The 23,671-nt window shown below is 55.7% G+C and carries 19 protein-coding genes; 9 read left to right on the forward strand and 10 right to left on the reverse strand.

What is annotated here, in order from left to right; genetic code table 11:
* Nucleotides 1-13 precede the first annotated feature (13 nt).
* Nucleotides 14-640 (reverse strand): fasciclin domain-containing protein, encoded by a 627-nt coding sequence (locus tag ACP7AJ_RS09370; RefSeq protein ID WP_426059937.1) that lies wholly within the window; start codon nt 638-640, stop codon nt 14-16.
* Nucleotides 641-824: 184 nt separating this feature from the next.
* On the opposite strand from ACP7AJ_RS09370, the gene ACP7AJ_RS09375 reads away from it, so the two are divergent.
* Entirely contained in the window at nt 825-1,283 is a 459-nt protein-coding gene (locus ACP7AJ_RS09375; protein ID WP_426059938.1) for a peptidylprolyl isomerase, read from the forward strand.
* A gap of 144 nt (nt 1,284-1,427) precedes the next feature.
* Here the strand turns inward: ACP7AJ_RS09375 and ACP7AJ_RS09380 are convergent, their stop codons facing one another.
* Nucleotides 1,428-2,006 (reverse strand): DUF3109 family protein, encoded by a 579-nt coding sequence (locus ACP7AJ_RS09380; RefSeq protein ID WP_426059939.1) that lies wholly within the window; start codon nt 2,004-2,006, stop codon nt 1,428-1,430.
* A 102-nt stretch (nt 2,007-2,108) separates the two neighbouring features.
* On the opposite strand from ACP7AJ_RS09380, the gene ACP7AJ_RS09385 reads away from it, so the two are divergent.
* The 3 genes from ACP7AJ_RS09385 to murA all read left to right on the forward strand — a co-directional run bounded on the left by ACP7AJ_RS09385 (nt 2,109) and on the right by murA (nt 6,668).
* Nucleotides 2,109-4,355, forward strand: a complete 2,247-nt coding sequence (locus tag ACP7AJ_RS09385; RefSeq protein WP_426059940.1) for an ATP-dependent helicase — start codon at nt 2,109-2,111, stop codon at nt 4,353-4,355.
* A gap of 131 nt (nt 4,356-4,486) precedes the next feature.
* A complete protein-coding gene (locus ACP7AJ_RS09390) occupies nt 4,487-5,215 on the forward strand; it encodes a DUF4290 domain-containing protein (RefSeq protein ID WP_426059941.1) in 729 nt (242 codons plus the stop codon).
* Nucleotides 5,216-5,363: 148 nt separating this feature from the next.
* Nucleotides 5,364-6,668 carry a UDP-N-acetylglucosamine 1-carboxyvinyltransferase gene (murA, locus tag ACP7AJ_RS09395; protein WP_426059942.1) on the forward strand — a complete coding sequence of 435 codons (1,305 nt, stop codon included), beginning with the start codon at nt 5,364-5,366 and terminating at the stop codon, nt 6,666-6,668.
* A gap of 612 nt (nt 6,669-7,280) precedes the next feature.
* Here the strand turns inward: murA and ACP7AJ_RS09400 are convergent.
* The 7 genes from ACP7AJ_RS09400 to ACP7AJ_RS09430 form a co-directional block, all read right to left on the reverse strand.
* A complete protein-coding gene (locus ACP7AJ_RS09400; RefSeq protein WP_426059943.1) occupies nt 7,281-7,619 on the reverse strand; it encodes a phage holin family protein in 339 nt (112 codons plus the stop codon).
* Between the two features lie 27 nt (nt 7,620-7,646).
* Nucleotides 7,647-8,744, reverse strand: a complete 1,098-nt coding sequence (locus tag ACP7AJ_RS09405) for an agmatinase family protein (protein WP_426059944.1) — start codon at nt 8,742-8,744, stop codon at nt 7,647-7,649.
* A 137-nt stretch (nt 8,745-8,881) separates the two neighbouring features.
* Nucleotides 8,882-9,514: a chemotaxis protein CheC gene (locus ACP7AJ_RS09410; RefSeq protein WP_426059945.1), complete on the reverse strand. Its 633-nt coding sequence runs from the start codon at nt 9,512-9,514 to the stop codon at nt 8,882-8,884.
* Between the two features lie 55 nt (nt 9,515-9,569).
* Nucleotides 9,570-11,207 carry a chemotaxis protein CheA gene (locus ACP7AJ_RS09415; RefSeq protein WP_426059946.1) on the reverse strand — a complete coding sequence of 546 codons (1,638 nt, stop codon included), beginning with the start codon at nt 11,205-11,207 and terminating at the stop codon, nt 9,570-9,572.
* 105 nt (nt 11,208-11,312) lie between these two features.
* Nucleotides 11,313-11,714 (reverse strand): response regulator, encoded by a 402-nt coding sequence (locus ACP7AJ_RS09420; protein WP_234794943.1) that lies wholly within the window; start codon nt 11,712-11,714, stop codon nt 11,313-11,315.
* A 60-nt stretch (nt 11,715-11,774) separates the two neighbouring features.
* A complete protein-coding gene (locus ACP7AJ_RS09425; RefSeq protein ID WP_426059947.1) occupies nt 11,775-12,305 on the reverse strand; it encodes a chemotaxis protein CheW in 531 nt (176 codons plus the stop codon).
* A gap of 104 nt (nt 12,306-12,409) precedes the next feature.
* Nucleotides 12,410-16,873 carry a HAMP domain-containing protein gene (locus ACP7AJ_RS09430; RefSeq protein WP_426059948.1) on the reverse strand — a complete coding sequence of 1,488 codons (4,464 nt, stop codon included), beginning with the start codon at nt 16,871-16,873 and terminating at the stop codon, nt 12,410-12,412.
* Nucleotides 16,874-17,153: 280 nt separating this feature from the next.
* Between ACP7AJ_RS09430 and topA the strand changes: the two genes are divergently transcribed.
* Together topA and ACP7AJ_RS09440 are read left to right on the forward strand one after the other, a co-directional pair.
* Nucleotides 17,154-19,637, forward strand: a complete 2,484-nt coding sequence (topA, locus tag ACP7AJ_RS09435; RefSeq protein WP_426059949.1) for a type I DNA topoisomerase — start codon at nt 17,154-17,156, stop codon at nt 19,635-19,637.
* Nucleotides 19,638-19,726: 89 nt separating this feature from the next.
* Complete coding sequence (locus ACP7AJ_RS09440) at nt 19,727-20,590, forward strand: DUF4846 domain-containing protein (RefSeq protein WP_426059950.1); 864 nt, start codon at nt 19,727-19,729, stop codon at nt 20,588-20,590.
* 13 nt (nt 20,591-20,603) lie between these two features.
* Here ACP7AJ_RS09440 and ACP7AJ_RS09445 read toward each other — a convergent pair whose 3' ends face one another.
* Complete coding sequence (locus ACP7AJ_RS09445; protein WP_426059951.1) at nt 20,604-21,266, reverse strand: HAD family hydrolase; 663 nt, start codon at nt 21,264-21,266, stop codon at nt 20,604-20,606.
* 370 nt (nt 21,267-21,636) lie between these two features.
* On the opposite strand from ACP7AJ_RS09445, the gene ACP7AJ_RS09450 reads away from it, so the two are divergent.
* The 3 genes from ACP7AJ_RS09450 (at nt 21,637) to ACP7AJ_RS09460 (ending at nt 23,666) form a co-directional block, all read left to right on the forward strand.
* The gene (locus ACP7AJ_RS09450; protein WP_426059952.1) at nt 21,637-22,104 is read left to right on the forward strand and encodes a pyridoxamine 5'-phosphate oxidase family protein; all 468 of its coding nucleotides are present in this window, start codon (nt 21,637-21,639) and stop codon (nt 22,102-22,104) included.
* A 239-nt stretch (nt 22,105-22,343) separates the two neighbouring features.
* Nucleotides 22,344-23,024: an SIR2 family NAD-dependent protein deacylase gene (locus tag ACP7AJ_RS09455; RefSeq protein ID WP_426059953.1), complete on the forward strand. Its 681-nt coding sequence runs from the start codon at nt 22,344-22,346 to the stop codon at nt 23,022-23,024.
* Between the two features lie 84 nt (nt 23,025-23,108).
* A complete protein-coding gene (locus ACP7AJ_RS09460; protein WP_426059954.1) occupies nt 23,109-23,666 on the forward strand; it encodes a metal-dependent hydrolase in 558 nt (185 codons plus the stop codon).
* Nucleotides 23,667-23,671: the final 5 nt, after the last annotated feature.

Consider the following 23,671-nt stretch of genomic DNA (forward strand, 5'->3'; position numbering starts at 1 on the left):
GAGTCGAATCCCTCTATTTATTCAGCGGCAGAATCACGCCGTCAATTACGTGGGTCACCCCGTTACTAGAAATAACGTCGGCAATTTGTACGGTGGCGGGAGCATCTTTGCCATTGCTCACCATCACGCTACCATCCTTAACCGAGATACGCAGCTTTTCACCGTTCACCGTGGTCAGTTCTTGGCCATCTTTTAAATCGGCGGCCACTAAGCGACCCGGAATTACATGATAAGTAAGCACGCCGGCCAACTTGGCTTTGCTGGCGGGGTCCATCAGGCCAGCAACGGCGCCCTTGGGCAGCTTTTCGAAGGCGGCGTTGGTGGGGGCAAACACGGTAAAGGGCCCCGGGCCGCTCAGTGTCTCCGCCAAGCCAGCCTGCTTCACAGCGGCAACCAGGGTACTCACGCTCGAAGCGGCCGCCGCGTTTTCTACGATGTTTTTGTCAGCCGTCATGGCTACGCCATCTACCATCACGCCTTCGCGCTTGGCCATGCGGGCCGAATCGCCCTCCATTGCCAGGTTAGCATCGGACGTTTCCGCCGTGGTAGTGGTTTCGGTAGTGGCAGTGTCGGTGCCGCAGCTTGCCAGCAAGAGCGAGGTTGTTAATGCGGCCAGCAAGGGTGCAAATTTATTTTTCATGAAGTGGATTGTGAAAGATGCGTTGAAAAATGAAAGAATGTGAAGATGTCAAGGAATGTAGTTGAGTTTACGAAGCACAAAACCCCTTTGGATGTTTTGCACCACAACCGTTTTCTTACCTTCGCCCTTAGGATGGCGCAACTGCAATCCGTGAAATCTATTCAATCCGTTTATTCCGAGATACATGAAAACTGCTGAAATCCACACCAAGAAAGGTGTTATGAAGGTTGAGTTCTACGAACAGGACGCTCCCAAAACCGTCAAAAACTTCATCGACCTGGCCGAAAAAGGCTACTACGACGGTCTGAAATTTCACCGCGTTATCCCCAACTTCGTCATTCAGGGGGGCTGCCCCAACACCCGAGCCGGCGCCAAGGGCGCACCCGGCACCGGCGGCCCCGGCTATAAAATCGACTGCGAAACCAGCGGCAACAACCAGTACCACGAGCGCGGCGTGCTGAGCATGGCGCATGCTGGCAAAAACACCGGTGGCTCGCAGTTCTTCGTCGTCCACGACCGCCAGAACACCGCCCACCTCGACCGCGTGCACACCGTGTTCGGCAAGGTGGTGGAAGGCGTCGAGGTTATCGACCAAATTCAAGCCAACGATGAAATTGAGAAGATTGTGGTGAAAGAGGCGTAATCTTCCCCGCTACAAGTCTGAAATAGAGAACGTCATGCTGAGCTTGCCGAAGCATCTCTACTGCGTAAGTAATCCAATCGATTAGGTTTACTACTGCAGTAGAGATGCTTCGGCAAGCTCAGCATGACGTTCTTTTTCTTTCACCTATTTCTTAGCGGGAGCCGGGTTCTCAATTTCCTGCACCAATTCGCTATACCAGCCTTCGCCGTATTTGCGAATAAGTGGGTCTTTGAGAAACTGGTACACCTTCACGCCAAGTTTGCCGCCAAACTCACACGCCGGGTTGCAGATGCCCCACCGGTCATAATTCAGGGCGTCGAACCCCTCGTATTTTGTGATGCGTATGGGATACAGATGACAGCTAATCGGCTTTTTAAACGTGGTTGCTCCGGCCAGATAGGCCTGCTCGATGCCGCATTTTAGGATGCCTCGCTCATCATAAAGGGCGTAAGCGCACTCCTTATCGTCAATCGTTGTTGTGCTGAAGTCGCCTTCCCAGTCCTTGATGTAAAGACCCTGGGCCTCGATGGCCGCCCGGCCAGCATCGGTGAGGAAGGGCTTGATGTTGGCGTACTCCTGCTCCAGAATCTTAAGTTCAGGCTCTTCGAGGGGCGCGCCGAGGTCGCCCTCCACGCAGCAGGCCCCTTTGCAGGCTTCGAGATTGCAGACAAAAAAATTGTCGGCGATGTCGTCAGAGATGACCGTTTCTTGAATAATAATCATTAGTACAAAGATAACCCCGACAGCGGGGTCAGAAATTCATTGCGCCCCCTACTTGGTGGGCCGTATCTTTGTCAACCGCCCTCAAGGCGGCTTAATTCGCAGATGGCACTAGATTATTTATCCCTCCTAAATGGCTCGCAGGCCGCCGCGGTGATGCAAACCGAAGGCCCGTGCATGATTATTGCCGGTGCCGGCTCGGGCAAAACCCGGGTACTCACCTACCGCATCGCCAACCTTTTGGAAAAAGGCGTCGACCCATTCAACATCCTTGCCCTCACCTTTACCAACAAGGCCGCCAAGGAAATGCGCGCCCGCGTTGAGAAGGTGGTCGGCCCCGCCGCCCGCAACCTTTGGATGGGCACGTTTCACTCGGTGTTTGCTAAAATTCTGCGCTCCGAGGCCGACAAGATTGGCTACCCCCGCAGCTTCACCATCTACGACACCCAGGACTCTAAAACCCTGATTGGCCAGATTGTAAAAGAACTGGAGCTGGACGACAAGCTCTACAAGTCTAGCCTGGTGCTGGGCCGCATCTCGGCCGCCAAAAACAAGCTAATTTCGGTTAATCAGTACCTCAACGACGCTGCCATCAAGGCAGACGACGAGGCTGCGCTTCGCCCTAAAATCGGCGTGCTCTACCAGCAGTATCAGCAGCGCTGCTTCAAAGCCGGCGCTATGGACTTCGACGACCTGCTCTTCAACACTAACGTGCTGTTCAAGGAACATACCGACGTGCTGAACAAGTACCAGAACATGTTCCGGTTTGTGATGGTGGATGAGTACCAGGACACCAACTATTCGCAGTACCTGATTACCCGCAAACTCGCGGCGAAAGAGCGAAATATTTGCGTCGTCGGCGACGACGCGCAGAGTATTTACGCCTTCCGCGGCGCAGATATTACCAACATTCTCAATTTCGAGAAAGACTACCCGGAGCTGCAGGTATTTAAATTGGAGCAGAATTACCGCTCCACAAAAAATATCGTGTGGGCAGCTAATTCGGTCATTAAAAATAACCAGGCGCAATTGCGCAAGGACGTGTTTTCGGAGAACGAAGACGGCACCCTGATTGAGGTTCTAAAAGCCGCTTCCGACAACGAGGAAGGCAAATTGGTGGCTAACTCCATCTACGAGGACAAGATGAACGGGCATCTTTCCTACGACAATTTTGCCATACTCTACCGCACCAACGCGCAAAGCCGCGCGATGGAAGAAGCCCTGCGTAAATTAAATATTAAATACAAAATTGTTGGCGGCCTGTCGTTTTATCAGCGCAAGGAAATCAAGGATTTAGTGGCATATCTGCGCCTGACAGTTAACCAAAACGATGAGCAGGCCTTGCGCCGGGTAATTAATTATCCAAAACGCGGCATTGGCGACACTACCATTAGCAAACTGATTACGACGGCCGATGAGAACAACCACACTCTGTGGGAACTGGTGGCCAACGCCGACCAGTTTATGCCCGCCCGGGTGTCGAACCCGGTGGTGGGCTTTGCCGAGAAAATCAAGAGCTACATGGTGATTGCGGAGAAAGAGGATGCCTTTGAGGCCGCCAAATTCATCGCCAAAAACTCCGGCATGCTGGAGGAGCTTTACGCCGACAAGAGCATCGAGGGCCTTTCCCGCTACGAAAACATGCAGGAATTGCTCAACGGCATCAAAGAGTACGTGGACGACCCGGAGCGCGAAGACAAGAGTCTCGGCGCCTTCTTGCAGGACATTGCCTTGGTCACGGACTCCGACGTGAAGGATGCCCAGCAAGACGGGGAAGCCGTGACGCTGATGACCATTCACTCGGCCAAAGGTCTGGAGTTCCGAAACGTATACATCGTAGGCATGGAGGAAAACCTCTTCCCCAGCCAAATGATGATTACCTCGCGGGCCGACCTGGAGGAAGAGCGGCGGCTGTTCTACGTGGCCATCACACGAGCCGAGAAGAAGCTCACGCTGAGCTATGCGACGTCGCGCTACCAATGGGGCAACCTTCGCAGCTGCGAGAAAAGCCGCTTCCTGGACGAAATTGACCCGCAGTACGTTAACTTCAAGTTCGCGGCCGGCCCAGGAGCTGGGGAGTCCCCCTTTCAGCACGTATTCGAGCGCCGCTCCAACCTGATTCCAACGGCGCCCCGGAAAGTGCAGGCGACCAAGTATGTGGCACCGGCCGACTTCACTCCCTCCGACACTTCCAACCTCCAGAGTGGGCAGCGCGTAGAGCATGCCAAATTCGGTTTCGGCGTAGTCAGCCAGCTCGAAACCCAGCAAGGCACTACCAAAGCCACCATTCAGTTTGAGGAAGTGGGCGAAAAGGTGCTGCTGCTGAGCTTTGCAAAGCTGCGCGTGCACTAGGGTGCATCTACCCTACCCCAGAATGTCATGCTGAGCTTATCTTGGAGTTCTCGTATCCGCTTCCTTCTGAGCCAACCACAACCGTATCTTTGGCCTGAGCTCCGCCGCTGGCCGTGCTCCCCTAGCTTTTTATGACCGACCTCACCACCCTGCCCTTCCACCTGCAACTGCTGGTGCGCGAATATGGGCACAGCACCTACCAGCTCATTCAGGGTTTGGCTGCGATTGAAGACGTAGCCGAGCGCACCAAGCGGGCCGCGCAAATTGTGCAGCTCATGTTGCGCCTGCAGCCGGCCTTGCGCGAGCTGCCCGAAGTGCAAACCCGCCTCTGGAACCACCTGCACGCCATGGCGGGCGAAGAAGTAGCCTTGGAAGCTCCCGTGCCGCTCCGCAGCCTCACGGTTCGCACTGAGAAGCCTACCCGCGTACCCTACCCCCGCCAAGCACCCAAGTTGCGCGCTTACGGCGCCGCGGTCGAGGCCCTCATCGCGAAAGCCATCACCATTGAAGATGCCGCCGAGCGCGAACAGGCCACCGTGCAGATTGGTCGCACGATGAAGTTTCTGTACCGCCAGCACAACAAGGAAAACGCGAAAGATGTGACCATCCTACGCCATTTGGGCGAGCTTTCGGGTGGCCAGCTTAAGCTCGACCCGGCCGTGGTGGAGACCGAAAACCTGTTTGAAATGCCCGCGGGCACTGTTCGGCCCCATGCCTTCATAGTGCCCCAGCCCCAACAACGCGAAGGCCGCGACCGGCGCGAGGGCCGCGACAACCGCGAAGGACGCGGCGGCTTCGGCAACAAAGGTGGTAAAAAACGCAAAAAAGGTCGTCAGGAGCCCCAGCAACCTCCTCAGTAACGTCACACTCTTTAGAACGTCATGCTGAGCTTGCCGAAGCATCTTTACCGCGCAAGTAACTAATTACTGCTGCAGTAGAGATGCTTCGGCAAGCTCAGCATGACGTTCTGCTTATCCAGAATACCTAATACCGATTACACACAAACACATGGCAGCATTTGAAGTACGCGGTGGCAAAGCCTTACGCGGTGAAATCACGCCCCAGGGCGCTAAAAACGAAGCCCTCCAGATTCTCTGCGCCGTATTGCTCACGTCCGAGCCGGTTACTATCAGCAACATTCCGGATATCCGCGACGTCAACAAGCTCGTTGAACTGCTGCGCGACTTGGGTGTGAAGGTGGGCAAACTGGCCACTGACACTTACATTTTCCAGGCTGAAAATGTAAACCTGGACTACATGGATTCGCCGGAATTCATTGCCCAGGCAGGCGCTTTGCGCGGCTCGGTGATGATTCTCGGTCCTATGTTGGGCCGCTATGGCCGCTGCCAGCTGCCGAAGCCGGGTGGTGATAAAATCGGCCGCCGGCCGATGGACACGCACTTTCTGGGCCTCGAAAAATTGGGCGGCAAGCTCACTCTCGAAGGGTTGGATTTCTACCGCATCAAGGCCGATGGAAAGCTTAAAGGCACCCACATGCTGCTTGATGAAGCGTCTGTAACGGGCACAGCCAACATCCTGATGGCCGCGGTTTTGGCTGAAGGCACCACCACCATCTACAACGCGGCCTGCGAGCCCTACCTGCAGCAGCTGTGCCGCATGTTGGTGCGCATGGGCGCCAACATCCAAGGCATCGGCTCCAACCTGCTCACCATCGAGGGCGTGGAAAGCCTGGGCGGCACTGAGCACCGCATGCTCCCAGATATGATTGAAATTGGTTCCTTCATCGGCCTCGCAGCCATGACGGGCTCCGAAATCACCATCAAAGACTGCCAGATTCCGCAGCTTGGCCTCATCCCCGATACCTTCCGCAAGCTTGGTATTCAGATTGAATTCCGGGGCGACGACATCCACATTCCGGCACAGCCGCATTATGAGATTGCCACGTACCTGGACGGCTCAATTCTAACGGTGAGCGACCACACTTGGCCCGGCTTCACCCCCGACCTGCTCAGCATTGTGCTGGTGGTGGCCTGCCAGGCCAAGGGCACCGTGCTCATTCACCAGAAGATGTTTGAGAGCCGCTTGTTTTTCGTCGACAAGCTCATCGACATGGGCGCCCAGATTATCCTCTGCGACCCGCACCGCGCCACAGTTATCGGCCTCGACCAAGCCAAGCAACTCCACGGCATCACCATGACCTCACCCGATATCCGGGCTGGAGTGGCTCTACTCATCGCCGCGCTTTCGGCCGAAGGCACCAGCACCATCCTCAACGTGGAGCAGATTGACCGCGGCTACCAGTTTATTGACCAGCGGCTAAATGCGCTGGGGGCTGATATTCGGCGGATTTAAAACTGTAGCTTTCAACCGACTCAGTACAATGTTGCCGTCTATCTCAAATGGGTAGACGGCAACTTTTTTATACCACCAATTCATTCCCACCTAAATGAGATGAATAATGCTGTAGTAGAGCAATGAACAGTAACAATGGTAACGTTGCAACGCATTTGAAAAAGTAATCAAAGCTATTATAAAAAATTATTAATAAAAACTAATGCAAGGAGTTACAGAGCTTATATTGATACAATTTGTTTATGTAGCTATTATGTTCTTCATTATTCGTGCAACGCACCTCAAAAGGCAAAATGCGCTTTTTTATTGGTTAGTCGTTGTAGTATACATAGTAACATTGGCCTCGTTGGCAACAGAGTTTGTAAATATTCCTAAAGAGGGAAATGGAGGATACGGCTTTGCAATTGGAATGTACTCGATGATTATTCCAGGCATATTAGTTTTCATATCGTCGTTGGTGTTTTTAATTGGCATTAGTATAAGCAAAAAGGCCTAAGAACGAGCTTGATTAAAACGTTTAATAAATAATGGAGGCAAGTACTTGAAACATAAAAGCGCCGCGGCTGAAATCTCAGCGGCGGCGCTTTTATTTTAGCAACGAACCAGCCTGGTTTAGTCTATCACCAAATCCACGACAGCGTTTACTATTGACAATGCAATGCTAAACAGCAATGCATTGAGCAGGCCGTGCACATCGAAGCTGCTCATCAGGAAGTCAGCCAGCTTCACGATAATGACGTTGATGACCAGCAGAAACAAGCCCAGCGTGAGCACCGTGATGGGGAAGCCCAGAATCTTGAGGATGGGCTTGACCACGGCATTCAATACACCGAGCACCAGCACCAAGATGGCCGCGCTGCCGAACCCACCGAGTACTACACCCGGCAGCACCATGCTGAGGCCGTAGACAAGCGCTGCGGTGAGAATGAATTTGAGGATAAAACCAAGCATAAGAACAAGGGTTGAGGTGAAAGAAGATTACTCTGCCACCTCCATGCCTTTGGCAACGAGGCGCCCTTGCGATACGGCCATCCAGTTGCAAAGTTGGTAAAGCAGGCGGGCGCCCACAATGCCATTCCAATCGGTGTCGCCGGGCGCTACCTCGTTGAGGTCGCAGCCGATGATGGTGATGCCGGCTCGCACAATGGAGCGAATCAGGTACGTGGCTTCTTCAAACTCCAAGCCGCCGGGCACGGGCGTGCCGGTGCCAGGGCAAAGTTTGGGGTCCAGCCCATCAATGTCGAAGCTGATGTACACTTTGGGCGGCAGCTGGGCAATGATTTTGCCGCACACCTTCTTCCACGATTTTTTGGCAAACTTCTCTTCGCTCAGGAAGCGCTGGCTGAACAGGGCCACGCGGCCGTTTGAGTGCGCAATGTAGTCGGCCTCCTGTTCGCTCATGTCGCGGATGCCCACCTGCACCACCTTCTTTACCTGGGGCAGCTCCAGGGCGTTGAGCATGATGCTGGCATGCGAGTACTGGAAGCCTTCGTAGGCCGGACGCAGGTCGCAGTGGGCGTCGAACTGTAGAATGGCAAACTCCTCGTGGCGCTCGGCCAGGGCGTGCAGATATCCCAGGGGCGTGCTGTGGTCGCCGCCGAGCACCACCACGCCTTTGCCGGCATCGAGCAGGGCGCCGGTTTTTTCTTTGAGCCACTTCACCATTTTGGCTCCTTCGGCGGTGATGTTTGCCGGCACGCCACCGTGTTTGCCACGGCCGTCTTCGGGTTGGCCATCTTCGACCCAGTTGATGTACTCAGCGGCAATGGGACGCAGCTTGTTGTTGGCCGCGGCGATGGTTTCGTCTTCTTCCTCCATGGCCAGGCCCAGCTTCCAGGCATTGGGAAGGTCCGGGTCGTAGAGGTCTACTTGCAGCGAGGCTGCGTGAATGGCGGCCGGCCCCTGAGCCGTACCGGCGCGGTAGCTCACGGTTACTTCCCACGGCACAGGCACCACCACTACCTGCGCTTCCTCGGGCGTGAAGGGCAGGCCGAACAAACCACCAGCGGAGTCACCAGGAGCGTTGGGGTCAAAAGAAGCTATTTTATTAGCCAGAGCGGCTTCAGATTTGGACATGTTTATTTCTAAGAATGGTTGAAGAAGGAAAGGGCGGGTAGTAACTGAATGTGAGCAAGGAATGCGGAATAGAGCAAAAAAATGTCATGCTGCGCTAAGCCCAGCATGACATTTTTTGGTATTCAGCTTACTGCCACCTACGCCGACATCTGGCTGCCTAGGAAATCGTAGCTACGAATTATCTCCAGGATTTTCGTAAAAGTTTCCCGGTCAAAGAACAGCATTAAAGGTAACTCCACCATGTTGTCCTTGTCAGAAAACTGGGTAATAACCGAAAAGATGAGCGGTTGAAGCTGGTGTTCGGGCAGCAGGCTCTGCATGATTTCAGCAATATCGCCGCGCGGGGCAGTGGGCGGTGCTCCGTAGATATTGGCCTTGAGTATGTTGGCTAGTTGTGTTACCAGCGCACCGGTAATAATGTTGCTAATTTCGAGTAGCAAGGACTCCTGCAGCTCGTTTACCTCTAATGTCTCGCTGGTTTGCATGCGCAGGCACACCCGTGAAAGACGCTGAATGTGTTGGCCCGAGAAAAACATCAAGGTCGTGCCATTAAAGTCACCCCGGATGTCGGATTGAATAGGCACGTGCTTGGCTTGATAGTCGCGGATTCTTACCAGAATGTCGTCGCTATCGAGCAGGTCGATATTCGGCACCTCCAACAGTACCCGCTCCTGGGCAATAACGGCGAATGAATCGGCGGCCCGAGCCAGGCCGATGTTCAAAATCTCGCGGATTATGTCACGCTCTAAATCAGTCATCGATAAATCCATAACGTACAGAATAGGGGAAGTGCAGCTGCGAGTACTGGGGTGAAAGAAAATTAGTTTAGGGTCGTTTGTTCAAGAACAGACGATTTAAGGCGGGCACGTCGAGCACAAGGCAGACTTGTCCGCTCCCGAGTAGGGTCACTCCCCCAAACAGGTCAATGGTATCGAGGGGCTTGCTAAGCGGTTTGATAACGATGTTCTGCTGACGCATAAATCGGTCAACCACCAAGCCCAAGCGACGGTTGTTGTAATTCACCACCAGCACGTGCTGGGGGCCATTCATGTCATTTTTAGTGGCGGGTGGCAAAGGCTCATCGCCCTCGTCGAACAGCAACTGGCGCAAGGGTACCAGCGGAACCGCTTGCTCATGGAAGTGCGTCACAAGCACATCACCTACAATTGAAATTTGCCCGGGGTGCAAAGCCAATACGGTTTCAGTATGCAGCAGCGGTACAGCATAAGGCCGTTCGTCTACTTCCACCAGCAAGGCACCCTTCACGGCGATAGATGTAGGCAAAACCAGCGTAAACGTGGTCCCTGCCCCCATCTCGGAGTCTACGCGAAGCTGACCGCCCAAAGAATCCAGGGCCAGCTTCACCACATCGAGACCCACGCCCCGACCAGAAATATCAGTCACCTGCTGCGCCATGGAAAAGCCGGGCTCGAATAAGAACGCCCAGATGGCTTGTTCATCCAGATTAGCGGCCGCTTTGGCAGTGGTCAGCCCGCGGTCTATCGCTTTGCGGCGGACGGCTTCGGTATCGATGCCGCGGCCATCGTCACTCACTTGAATAAGGACGTCGTCGCGCTCGGTCAAAGCCGAAAGAGTGAGTTGCCCTATGGCCGGTTTGCCACTCGCCTGGCGCTCCTTGGTTGTTTCGAGCCCGTGGCTGACGGCGTTGCGCACCAAGTGCAGCAAGGCATCCGTAATAATTTGCAGAATGTTGCGGTCAATCTGCACATCTTGACCGCTCATGAGGAGCTCCACCTGTTTGTCCTCAGCAGCAGCTACGTCGCGCACTACCCGGGGGAATTTATTCAGCAGCACGCCCACGCCCACCAGACGGGCATCCATCACGCTGTACTGCAAGTCGTCGGAAATACGGAACAGGTGCTGTGCAGTAGCGAGCAAGGCCGGGTTGTCGATTTCCTGCGCCAGGGTCATTATCCGGTCACGGTCAATCACCAATTCCCCAACCAGGTTCAAGAGGTTATCGAGCTTTTTCACCTGGATGTACACCAAGTCCGATAGCTCCATTTTCCGGCCGGCCTCCTCGTCGGTTTCCGCGAGGTCATCTTCCAACACCGGTTCTTCACCGCGCACTAAGCGGTCAAGGTTTTCCAGCAGAGTGGTTACATTGGGCAAAGGCTGATTTGCACCTACGGCACGAATCATATTGCCTAAGGCATCCACCCCTGTGAATACCACCTGAATCAACGGGCCGCTAAAGGCACGCTCTCGGTCCCGAATGAGACCAAATAGAGTTTCGAGGTGATGGGCTACTTCACCCAAGTCCGTGAAGCCCATTGCACGCGCATTGGCCTTCAGGTTGTGCATAAGCCGGAACAGCTCGTTGAGAGCAGGCCCGGCATCGGGATTGCGCTCCAGCTCGCTCAGATGCCGGCTCATGGAGTCGTAGTACTCTAGGGCTTCGGCCATGAACAGCTCCCGGTATTCCTGGTCGCGCGATTTCATCGGCTGGAGCTTTTAGGGTTAACCATTCCGCAAACCGAGGCGCACAGCCAAGCCCCGTCGCTTCCGACAGAGCACAATACCACCACGGAGGAATGCAGCCGCACCTTATGCAGTTTTTTCGGTGGCGTCGTTTTGCAACGCGGCTCCCACTATTTCCAACACCTTTTCCTCCGAAAATGGCTTGACGATGTATGCCAACGCTCCATTCTCGATGGCCTCGTTCACAATAACTTCTTGGCCTACAGCGCTACACATCACCACCTTTGAAGAAGGCTGTGTTTGACGAAGGCTTTTGAGCACATCTAATCCCGTGTTATCGGGCAGAATTACGTCAAGAGTAATGAGGTCGGGCGAAGTAGAAACTGCCATTTCCAGAGCCTGAGCTCCATTAGCCGCCTCGCCAACTACCTCGTAGCCAGCATCGGTGAGCATGTTCTTGAGCATCGTGCGCATGTAGAAAGAGTCGTCGACGATGAGAATGCGCTTGTTCATGGTATTGGATGACATGAGGAAAATCTAAAATATGGCCGAGCCTTGTGGCCCAGCCCCGGTTGTACGGGCTGGGCCCTACGAAGATGCCGCTTTGCCCGGCAAACGCATTACCTCGCTCGGAGTGAGCAGCTTGCGCATATCCAAAACGATAATAACGCCGCCTTCAGGCAATTTTGCAATGCCTTCGAGGTATTTGTCGCGTGTGCTGGAATCTTGTACAAACTCCGGCGGCGGTTCAATCTGGCTCAGAGGTAGGGTAAAAGGTCGGGGTACCTCGCGCACTACCAGCCCAAGGGTATAGTCGGCCGCTTCTACCGCTACCGTGTAAGAGCGCTCGGGCAAGGGACGCCCTGCTGGCCGGAGGCGAAATCGCTCCTCTAAGTCAATGATGGCAATGATATCGCCACGCAAGTTGGCAATGCCCTTTATGAAAGGGGGAGTTTTGGGCATACGCGCCACTTCGGGCGTTACCGTCACCTCCTTCACCTGCTCGATGCGAATGCCATAGTCCTCATCGCCCAACCGAAATACAATGAGTTGAACCAACTCAGCGGGCTTGGCACGTTCGGCTTTTGGTGCGGGGTTAGCTAATTCTATTTCAGCCATGTACTTGATAATCAGTAATGCGTAGACAGTAAATCACAGTAGGTAATCGACAGCCATAATACGCCAGCTTTTTTAGCTGTGGCTGTCGATTACTCACTTCCTGCCTACTTGGCTTTAGCTTTTGCTTTCGTTTTTGGGGCTGACTCCTTTTCTTTCGCTCCTTGCCCGTTTTCTTGGCTTTTGCCATTTTTCGCAGGCTCGGCCTTGGCAGCCGCAGACCGGTTGGCGGCGGGCCGTGGTACTGGTGCTGCAGATGCAGGCGCAGCCTGTTCGGGCGTGTGAGAAGGGCGAACGCGTCGCTCTGCCCGGGTTTCAACAGGTGCAGACGCCGCATTAGCTGCTTCTATACGAGCGTTGCGACGAGCTATGCCATTGCGACGAGCGCCGTCGGCAGGCTCGGCAACGGGTTCGTTGCGGGTCTGCGTACGGCGGCTTGCCATCCCAGTCTGCGGAGCAGCTGCTGAGTAAGAATCGCGGGCCCGGTATATTTCCCGGGCACTGGGTCCCCGACGCATCGGCACGGGCTCGGGTTCGGGCTCGTAGTACGAGCTGAGCTGGAAGGTTTCCAGGCCGGCCTGCAAGTCGTCGGCAATGTCGGTGAGGCGCTGCGAGCTGGTGGTCAGTTCCTGCATAGCTGTCGACAATTGCTTGGCGGTGCCAGCTACTTGCTGGGTGCCGGTTGCCGTCTGCTCGGCAATGGCTACCACGTCCTCTACATATTTCACTACGTCGCCAATCGAGGTTTTCTGCACCTCGGTGGCCGTAAGAATGTCGCGCGAGGTACGGAGCGTTTCGCCGCTGCTGGTGGCAATGTTTTTAAAGGCAGAGCTGGCTTCGAACGTTGCGTTCTTGCCTTTAAGTACTCGCCCTTCCATGGTCGAAATAGCGGTTGCAGCCGAGGTGGTGTCCTTCCGCACATCTTCTACCAACGTGGCAATTTCGTTGGCCGATTTGCGGGAGCCTTCAGCCAGTTTGCGAATTTCCTCGGCTACTACGGCAAAACCACGGCCAGCTTCCCCGGCTCGGGCCGCTTCGATGGCGGCGTTCAGAGCCAGCAGGTTGGTTTGCGAGGCGATGTCGGTAATCACACCCAGCGACTTGCTGATTTCACCCGAACGGGTGCTCAGTACTTCGATGGTGCGGGACGTCTGCATTGCGGCGCTGGATATCTCTTCCATGTTTTTCACCACTTCCGCCACCGTTTTCAAACCGAGCTGCGAGGTCTGCTCACCCAGGATAGCCGCTTTGTTCACCACGTCGGCCTTGTTGGCCGTTTCCTTAGTGGCCTGCATGATTTCCTCGATGAGCTTGAAAGCCTGGTCGGTTTTCAAAGCTTGATTCTGGGCACCTTCTGCCATCTGCTGCATGGCCAAAGCCACGTCGACGGTTACACGGCTCATCTCCTGACCTTTGCCAGCCATTTCTTCCGAGGAAGTACCCACTACCTGAGATGAATCGCTGATTTCGCCGAGCAGCTCATTTAGGTTTTCGACGGCGAGGTTTAGAGCGCTTGACATAGCCAGAATGTCACCCGTGGTGGGGACTTCCACGCGCTGAGTTAGGTCGCCCTCAGAGATGGCGCGTACCACGCGGCTCACTTCCAGTACCGGCGAGGCAATGGATTCGAGCAGGGCGTTGAGCGTGTCCACCAATTCTTTCCAGGAACCCGATACGCCACCTACCGTAGCACGTTCAGTCAGCTTGCCTTCCACACCGGCTACTTTGGCCACGCGGCTAACTTCGACGGCGAGGCGGTTAAGGTCATCGACCATTCGGTTGATGGTGTCGGCCAGTTCTGCTACTTCGCCTTTGGCTTGCAGCGTTAGTTTCTGGGTCAAGTCACCTTTCGATACCGCAGTTACTACTTTTACTAGGCCCCGCACCTGCGTGGTGAGGTTGGCCGCCATGGTGTTTACGTTGTCGGTAAGGTCCTTCCAGACCCCGGCCACGTTGGGTACGCTGGCCTGGCCGCCCAGTTTACCCTCCGTGCCTACTTCCTGGGCCACGCGGGTCACCTCGCCGGCAAACAGGTTCAGCGAGTCCACCATCTGGTTGAGGTTTTCCTTGAGCTGCAGGAACTCCCCTTTTACGTCCACCGTGATTTTTTGTGAAAGGTCGCCCTTTGCTACCGCGGTTGCTACGTTGGCAATGTCACGCACCTGACTGGTCAGGTTGAGCGCCATGGTGTTTACATTATCGGTAAGGTCTTTCCAGGTTCCGCGCACGTTGGGCACCGAGGCTTGACCGCCGAGTTTACCCTCAGTGCCTACTTCACGCGCCACACGGGTTACCTCGCCGGCGAAGATGTTGAGCGAATCCACCATTTCGTTGAGGTTTTCCTTCAACTGTAGGAGCTCGCCGCGCACATTCACCGTGATTTTCTGGCTCAAGTCGCCTTTCGCAACGGCAGTTGCCACATTGGCAATGTCGCGCATTTGCGAGGTCAAGTTCGAGGCCATCGTATTTACGTTGTCCGTCAAGTCCTTCCAGGTGCCGCTTACTTTCGGCACGTTGGCCTGACCGCCCAGAATACCTTCGGTGCCCACTTCACGGGCCACACGGGTTACCTCGCCGGCGAAGATGTTGAGCGAGTCCACCATCTGGTTGAGGTTGTCCTTTAGGTCCAGCAGCTCGCCTTTTACGTCTACCGTAATTTTCTGCGAAAGGTCACCTTTCGATACGGCTGTAGCTACGTTGGCAATGTCTCGCACCTGACTAGTCAGGTTGCTGGCCATGGTGTTTACGTTGTCGGTGAGCTCTTTCCAGGTACCGCCTACGCGGGGCACTACGGCTTGGCCGCCCAGTTTTCCTTCGGTACCTACTTCGCGGGCCACGCGGGTTACTTCGTCACCGAAGATGTTGAGCGAGTCCACCATCTGGTTGAGGATGTTCTTCAGCTCTAGGATTTCGCCCTTCACGTTCACCGTCATCTTCTGGCTCAAGTCGCCGCGGGCTACAGCCGTTGCCACGTTGGCAATGTCTCGTACCTGCGAGGTAAGAGCCGCGGCCATGTCGTTTACGTTGTCGGTAAGTGCTTTCCATACACCAGCTACGTTTGGCACCGAGGCCTGACCGCCGAGCTTTCCTTCAGTGCCCACTTCCTGGGCCACGCGGGTTACCTCGCCAGCAAACAGGTTAAGGGACGCCACCATCTGGTTCAGGTTCTGCTTTAGTTGCAGGAATTCCCCTTTAACATCAACGGTTACCGTCTGCGTCAAGTCGCCCTTTGCTACCGCGGTTGCTACATTGGCGATGTCGCGCACCTGACTGGTCAGGTTGCTCGCCATGTAGTTTACGTTGTCGGTGAGGTCCTTCCACACGCCGGCCACGTTGGGCACTACGGCCTGACCGCCAAGGCGGCCTTCGGTACCCACTTCCTGGGCCACGCGGGTTACCTCGCCAGCAAACAGGTTCAGCGAGTCCACCATCTGGTTCAGGTTCTGCTTCAGCTGGAGCAGCTCACCTTTTACATCGACGGTAACTTTCTGGCTGAGGTCACCTTTCGCAACCGCAGTTGCTACGTTGGCGATGTCGCGCACCTGACTGGTCAGGTTGCTCGCCATGTTATTTACGTTGTCGGTCAGGTCTTTCCACACGCCGGCTACGTTCGGCACCAAGGCTTGACCGCCGAGCTTTCCTTCAGTGCCCACTTCCTGGGCCACGCGGGTTACCTCGCCAGCAAACAGGTTCAGCGAGTCCACCATCTGGTTCAGGTTCTGCTTCAGCTGCAGAAACTCTCCTTTAACATCAACGGTAACTTTTTGCGTCAAGTCACCTTTGGCTACGGCGGTTGCTACGTTGGCGATGTCTCGCACCTGACTGGTCAGGTTCGAGGCCATGTTGTTTACGTTATCCGTCAGATCTTTCCAGATACCGCCTACGTTGGGTACGCTGGCTTGACCGCCGAGCTTTCCTTCGGTACCTACTTCCTGCGCCACACGGGTCACCTCGCCGGCGAAAATGTTCAGGTTATCAATCGTTTTGTTAATGGTTTCAGCCATCAGCTTGAAGTCGCCCGATACCGGAATCTGGAAGCTTTCGTCCAAGTTGCCGCGGCTGATGTTCTTCAATACCTTGCCTACTTCCAATACCGGAACGGCGATGCTGTCCACCAGGCCGTTGATATTATTTATCATGTCGCGCCAGAAACCGGCAGCTCCTTCGGCCGAGGCTCGCGCTTTCAGGTTTCCTTCCACTCCAGCCACTTTCGAGATGCGCGACACCTCGCCACCTACCCCGCCTATCATTTCCACCATGGAATTATAGGCCTCGGCGATTTCGGCAAAAATGTCGTCGTTCTGCTTGGTCAGGCGCACGGAAACGTCCCCTTTTTTAAAGGCGTCTAAGGCGTAGAGCACACGGTTGAGCTGGTCGTTTACATAGCCGGGGTCCTGGGTGTCGATGGAACCACGCGAGCCGCCTTTTTTGCGGGTCAGGTCGTTGTTTGTGCGGACCACGTCAAGAGCCGAAATTGCCCCGGATTGCGGCGTTCCACCGGTGACATCGTCCGTTGTAGCCACCGCAGGGGTCCGACGCGGCTTAGATTGCGGAGTCTTGGGGGAAGCCATATAATATAGGAATCAAGCGAAGGAAAGGAGGATAAAAACGGAAAGGCGAAGTACGGGTAATATCCCGGAATAAGCAAAGATACAAACAAGCCTAAGTCGGTGAACTACTCTCCGGTGTTGGCCTGTTTTGAGCAGCACAAGGCGGCTAGATAATTGCTAGGTGCGTGGCTGCTGGGAATATTCCGGCATCTTTGCGGCCAATTTCAACATTTTTCTACGGCTGGCCGTTTCAATTCCTACCGCCCTCTTATTCGTCTGCCGCATCCTCTCACCCGCTCACATGGTCAAGAATTTAGTTATCGTCGAGTCGCCGGCCAAGGCCAAAACCATTGAAGGCTACCTCGGCCAAGACTTCGTGGTGCGCTCCAGCTATGGGCACGTTCGCGACCTGCCCAAGGACAACAATGCCATTGATATTGCCAATGGTTTTAAGCCTACCTATGTGGTGTCGGCCGACAAGCGGGAACTTATCGCGCAGCTAAAAAAACTTGCAAAAGAGGCCGAAATGGTTTGGTTGGCGAGTGACGATGACCGCGAAGGCGAAGCCATTAGCTGGCACTTGGCCGAAACGCTGAACCTGCCCGATGCCAAGACCAAGCGCATAGTATTCCGCGAAATCACCAAAAGTGCAATTCTTGGTGCCATTGCCAACCCCCGCATTGTTGACCAGAACTTGGTAAACGCGCAGCAGGCTCGCCGTGTGCTCGACCGCCTCGTGGGCTTTGAACTGAGCCCCGTGCTGTGGAAGAAAGTAAAGCCGGGGCTTTCGGCTGGTCGGGTGCAATCGGTGGCGGTGCGCCTGGTGGTGGAGCGCGAACGCGAAGTAGCCAGCCACCTCTCGGCCAGCGCTTACCGGGTAGTAGCGCGCTTTGACGCCGGCCGCGGGGCAGTGCTCGAAGCGGAACTGCCCACCCGCTACAAAGTGCGGGACGAAGCAGAAGCCTTTTTGCAGCGCTGCGTTGCTGCCACTTACCAAATTGAGAGCCTCGACAAAAAGCCGGGCAAACGCAGCCCTGCCGCACCGTTTACGACCTCTACACTGCAGCAGGAGGCATCACGCAAACTGGGCTTCTCGGTAGCGCAGACCATGAGCGTGGCACAGAAGCTGTACGAAGCGGGCAAAATCAGCTACATGCGTACCGACTCCGTGAACCTGTCGCAGGAAGCCATGGCTGGTGCGCAGGCGGCCATCACGGCTGCTTACGGAGCCGAGTATCACCACACCCGCACATTCAAAACCAAATCCGCTTCGGCCCAGGAAGCGCACGAAGCCATTCGGCCCACCGACTTCAGCGCGGTGAAGGCAGGCGCTGATGCATCCGAGCAGCGGTTGTACGACCTCATTCGCAAGCGGGCCATGGCTTCGCAGATGGCGGAGGCCGTGATTGAGCGCACTACAGCAGTTATTGGCATCAGCACGCAGCCTAGTGCGACGTTTACCGCCACCGGCGAGGTCATCACCTTTGAGGGTTTCCTGAAAGTATATGCCGAGAGCAAGGACGATGAGGACGAAGAAGACGGCAAGGATGGAGAATCGAGCTTTTCGCGAGGCTTGCCGCCGTTGAGTGTTGGCCAGGTGTTGCCCCTGCAACGGCTGAGTGCCACCGAGCGGTTTTCGTCGCCCCCGGCGCGCTACACCGAGGCTTCACTGGTGAAGAAACTGGAGGAGATGGGTATTGGCCGTCCTTCTACCTACGCCCCTACCATCAGCACCGTGCAGAAGCGCGGCTACGTAGAGAAAGACACCCGCGAAGGCAAGGAACGCAAGTTTCACGTGCTCACGCTGGATGGCGAAACGGTCAACACCGAAGTTAAAACCGAGAACTACGGAGCCGAAAAAGCCAAGCTATTTCCCACGGATACGGCAATGGTGGTAAACGACTTTCTGGTGGAACACTTCCCCGTGATTGTGGACTACCAGTTCACGGCCAAGGTGGAAGACGAGTTCGACCAAATAGCCAACGGCCACGAAGACTGGACGCAGATGCTGACCGGCTTCTACGGCAAGTTTCACGCAACCATTGAGGCCGGTCAGGATATTGAGCGGAGCACCCTGGGCAGCACCCGCGAAATTGGTGTGCATCCCGAAACGGGCGAAAAGATTACGGCCCGCCTGGGCCGCTACGGCCCCTACGTGGCCCTGGGCGATACCGAAGGCGAAACAAAACCGGCTTATGCGAACCTGCGCAAAGGCCAGTTCATTGAAAGCATTACCCTGGAAGAAGCCCTGGACCTTTTTAAACTGCCCCGTGTGGTGGGCGAGTTTGAAGGCAAGGACATGACTGCCAACCTCGGCCGCTTTGGTCCCTACATCCGTCACGACAGCAAGTTCTTTTCCCTCACCAAGGAGCAAGACCCGCACACCATCACGGCCGAAGAGGCTGTGGCCCTGATTGAGCTCAAGCGCAAGACCGACGCCGAGCGCCTCATCAAGTCCTTCCCCGAAAACCCGGACATCCAGGTACTGAACGGCCGTTTCGGCCCCTACATCGTGGCGGGCAAAAAGAACGTAAAAATTCCCAAAGGCGAAGAGCCCACCGAACTAACTCTGGAGCGCTGCCAGGAGCTAGCTGATGCCACGCCTGACAAGCCCGCCAAAGGTGGCCGCTTCGGCAAAAAGGCTGCTCCAGCTGCTAAAGAGGAGAAAGCCGACACCCCCGCCAAGAAGAAGCCTGCCGCCAAAAAGGCTCCGGCGAAGAAAAAGCCTGCTGCTAAAACCGCAGCTAAACCTGCCGCTAAAAAGGCCGCTGCCAAAGCAAAATAAACCGCGCCTGACACCGTTCTTCGCGCTCCGGTTTCACCCTCAAAAACCCGCCTTGGTGCGGGTTTTTGTTTGCACCCTTGCCAGTAGCGATGCGTACCTCCCTCCTCTTGATGACGCTGGCGCTGTGGGCCGGCGGGCCATGCCTTCGGGCCGCTGCACAGGCCCAGCCCGATGGGCTGGTTTACCCTTGGCTAACACAGCCCGGCAGTGCAGCTGCTACGCTGGCAGCCCGGTTTCCGGCCCCGGCGGGATGCCAGCGGGTGGCGGTGGCGGCGGGCTCCTGGGGCGAATGGCTGCGCTATTTGCCCCTGAGCCCAGTGGGTACGCCGGCCCGCACTTTTTCGGGAGGTTTAAAGAACCGACAGGAGGTGGTGGCCGCAGTGGTAAAAATTGATGTGGGCACCCAGGACCTACAGCAGTGCGCCGATGCTGTTATCCGCCTGCGAGCCGAGTACGGCTTCAGCCGCAACCCCAACAAAATTCACTTTCACCTTACCACGGGCTATGATTTCTGGTTTTCCGATTATGTGGCCGGTCGAACCTTTCGGGTGGTGAACGAAGAAGTGCTACCCGCTACCCGGCCGGCGGAAGCGCCTACGCATGCAGCCCTGGCACGCTACCTGGTGCCCACTTTCGGGTACGCTGGCACGCTATCGCTGAGCCGGGAGTTGCGGCCGGTGCCCCTGGCCCAGGCGAAGCCGGGCGATGTGCTCATTCACGGCGGGAGCCCTGGCCACGCAGTGTTGGTCGTAGACGTGGCCGAACACGCTGTTACGCGCCAGAAATACCTGCTGCTGGCGCAGAGCTACATGCCTGCCCAGAGCATTCATGTGCTGCGCAATGTAGAAGAGCCGCGGTTAGGTGCTTGGTTTGCACTGCCCGGGCCGGATGAAACCGAGTTTAGCACGCCGGAATGGGTGTTTGGGCGCCAAGAATTGGGACGCTTCGAGTAGCAGAGAAGGGCGTCTACGTGGGCACAGTTGCTATTATGGACGCGGCCGACAATTCAGCGAAATCCTGAATGATGCGGTCGGCGCGGTGGAGGTCTTGCCCCCCGGAATGCGGACTAGCGTAGCCGATGCAATAGATTCCAGCGGCCTTGGCTGCTGCTACGCCATTAGCAGAGTCTTCGATGACGATGCACTGCGCCAACGGTGTTTCGGACAGGGCTGCGGCGTGGAGGAAGATAGCCGGGTCAGGCTTCGAGCGCTCAAAATCTTCGCCGCTCACCAAGTGGGTGAAATAAGGCGCCAGTTCGAACCGCTGAAACACCCTGGCAATGGTGCCCTTGGAGGCCGACGAAGCCAGAACCAGCTGCACACCGTGCGCGCGCAGGTCGTCGAGGAGGTTCCGCACGCCGGGCAGCAGGTCCAGAGTGGCATCTTCATCGAAAGACTTATTAAACAAAGCCCGTTTTTGGGCCAGTAGTTCCTCTACGTCTTGCGGCAGTTGGTATTGCTGCTTAAGCTTTTGAAACACATTGCGAGTGGACCTGCCCAGAAAGGTGGTGTACTCTTCTTCGGTAATGGCAAGGCCCAATTCGGCAAACAGGGTAAAAAAAGCGTTGTGATGCGTGGGTTCGGTGTCAATAATGACGCCATCCATGTCAAAAATTACAGTGCGTATCATTGGGGCCGCGAGGTGAGGATTGAGTTGGCAAAGGTAGGCAGCCGGCCTCCTCAGCTGTTCTTCAATACTTTTTCGTTGCAATAGCCTAACGATACTACATTTTGTTCCTGATTTTCTGGTTTGTTCTCATTACAGCAGAGGCGCTTAACGAATTCATGACTCCCGCACTCATACTGGACAGTGAGGGCATTCTAGGACAATTAAATCTAATTATGTAACTAATATTCAATTAGTATTTAAATGTTATAACCTGAGCATTAGGTTTACAAATAAAAGCAACTTGAAATGAGGATATTATCATAATTACTGGGTATTATTATAACCTGTATCCTCTCCTCTTCGTACTGACCCCACCCCAATCCTGAAGCGTATGGCTGCTAAGACTTTGAAAGATATTGCTGCCAAATTGGCGAATTTGGACATTGCCATTCTGACGACACACACCAGTAAAGGGCAAGTGAGCAGTCTTCCAATTAGCAACAACGGGAAGGTAGAATACGATGGCAACTCTTATTACTTCACCCACGAAGGCTCCCGTACGGTGCAGGACATTCTGGAAAATCCGCACGTGCACCTAAACTTTGAAGGGCCACGGCGGCTGTATATCTCCATTGTTGGCACAGCCCACCTTATTCGACAAAAGGCCGCGATGCGCAAACACTGGGTGCCTGACCTGGAAGCTTGGTTTAAGAATGGTATCGACACGCCGGGGGTGGTATTGGTGCACGTGCAGGCTAACTGCATCAAGTATTGCGAGGGCGAAGAAGAAGGAGAGCTGCAAATACAATACTCGGAAAACGCGGTTGCTCACAATAACTCCTGTGTTGCCACTGGCTAAACAGGCTAAATAGGTGGCTTCGCAGACACGACTGGATGCGTTAGCTCATCGGGTGCGAATGCGTTATCGCATAAAATTAGCCACGCCAACACCTGCCTAACAGAGTTTGCCCGGCTTGACGAGTTAGGCCTGGAGCGTGTGTAACTTTCGATGCAACCGGCACTGCACAGTAGGCTGCTACCTTTGGAGCTCTTGGGTGCTGCCCGCTCATTCATCCTGCAATCCTCATTCCAGTCCCCGTGAAACACCTCGTCGTCCTCACTGGTGCCGGCGTCTCGGCCGAGTCGGGCATCCGCACGTTCCGCGACTCCAATGGCCTGTGGGAAAACCACCGGGTGGAGGACGTAGCCTCGCCCGAAGGCTTTGCCCGCAATCCAGCCCTGGTGCTCGAGTTCTATAACCAGCGCCGCCGGCAAGCACGTGAAGTGGAGCCCAACGCCGCCCACCTGGCCCTGGCGGGCTTCGAGGAAGCACCCGGTTGGCGCGTCACCATCATTACCCAAAACGTGGACGACCTCCACGAACGGGCCGGGTCAAGTGAGGTCATTCACCTTCACGGCATGCTCAACAAGATGCGCTCGGTGAAGAACGAGACGGTGGTATACGACTGCCCCGGCGACATTAACGTGGGCGACCTGGCTCCCGATGGCGGGCAGCTGCGCCCCCACATTGTGTGGTTTGGCGAAATGGTGCCCCTGATTGAAGACGCCGCCTCCGTTACATCCACTGCCGATGTGCTGCTTGTGGTCGGCACTTCGCTGCAAGTGTATCCGGCGGCTGGCTTGCTGCACTATGCGCCAATGGGCTGCCCGGTCTACGTTATCGACCCGCACCAGCCGGTGGCGGGCCGCCGCAATGTGCGCTATGTAGCCGAGCCTGCCAGCACGGGGGTGCCCAAGGTATTGCGTGAGCTGACTTGATGGTTTGATGCTCACAGCCCGGGTCTTCACTGGTGCCGTGGTTGCCACCACTTCGTTCCTCGCTCAATCATTTTTTTTCAGCGTATGGCTTCTGCATTTGGCCACGCGGCCCTGGGCGCTACCCTGGGCAAACTATTGCTCCCTAACCAACTGCACCGGCGCTACTGGCTGGCAGCGGCCTGCTGTGCGGCACTCCCCGACCTTGATGCACTGGGCTACAAATTGGGGGTGCCCTACGCCAGCCTCTGGGGTCACCGGGGCATCACCCACTCCCTGCTGGCCGCTGCGCTGGTTGCTGCGCTGGGTTTGGCTTCTCGGTTACTTTCGCAACCGGACCGACGTCCGCCAGTTGGCCGCCTGGCCCTGCTGCTGTTCTTGGCCACAGCCTCGCACGGCTTGCTCGATGCCATGACCACAGGTGGGCTGGGAGTGGCTTTCTTCAGCCCTTGGGACCAGGAGCGTTATTTTCTTGGCTTGCGGCCCATTCAGGTATCGCCCATCGGTATCAAGGCCTTTTTTAGTAGCCAGGGACTCCGGGTGATGGCCAGCGAATGTTTATGGATTGGTGTGCCTTGCTTACTGGCCCTGGCGCTGCAGCGGCTTGGGCACCGGAATGAAGCGGACCAACGGCCTTACGCATGAGCTTT

It is taken from the genome of Hymenobacter sp. B1770, from assembly GCF_049896385.1.
Lineage (GTDB): Bacteria > Bacteroidota > Bacteroidia > Cytophagales > Hymenobacteraceae > Hymenobacter.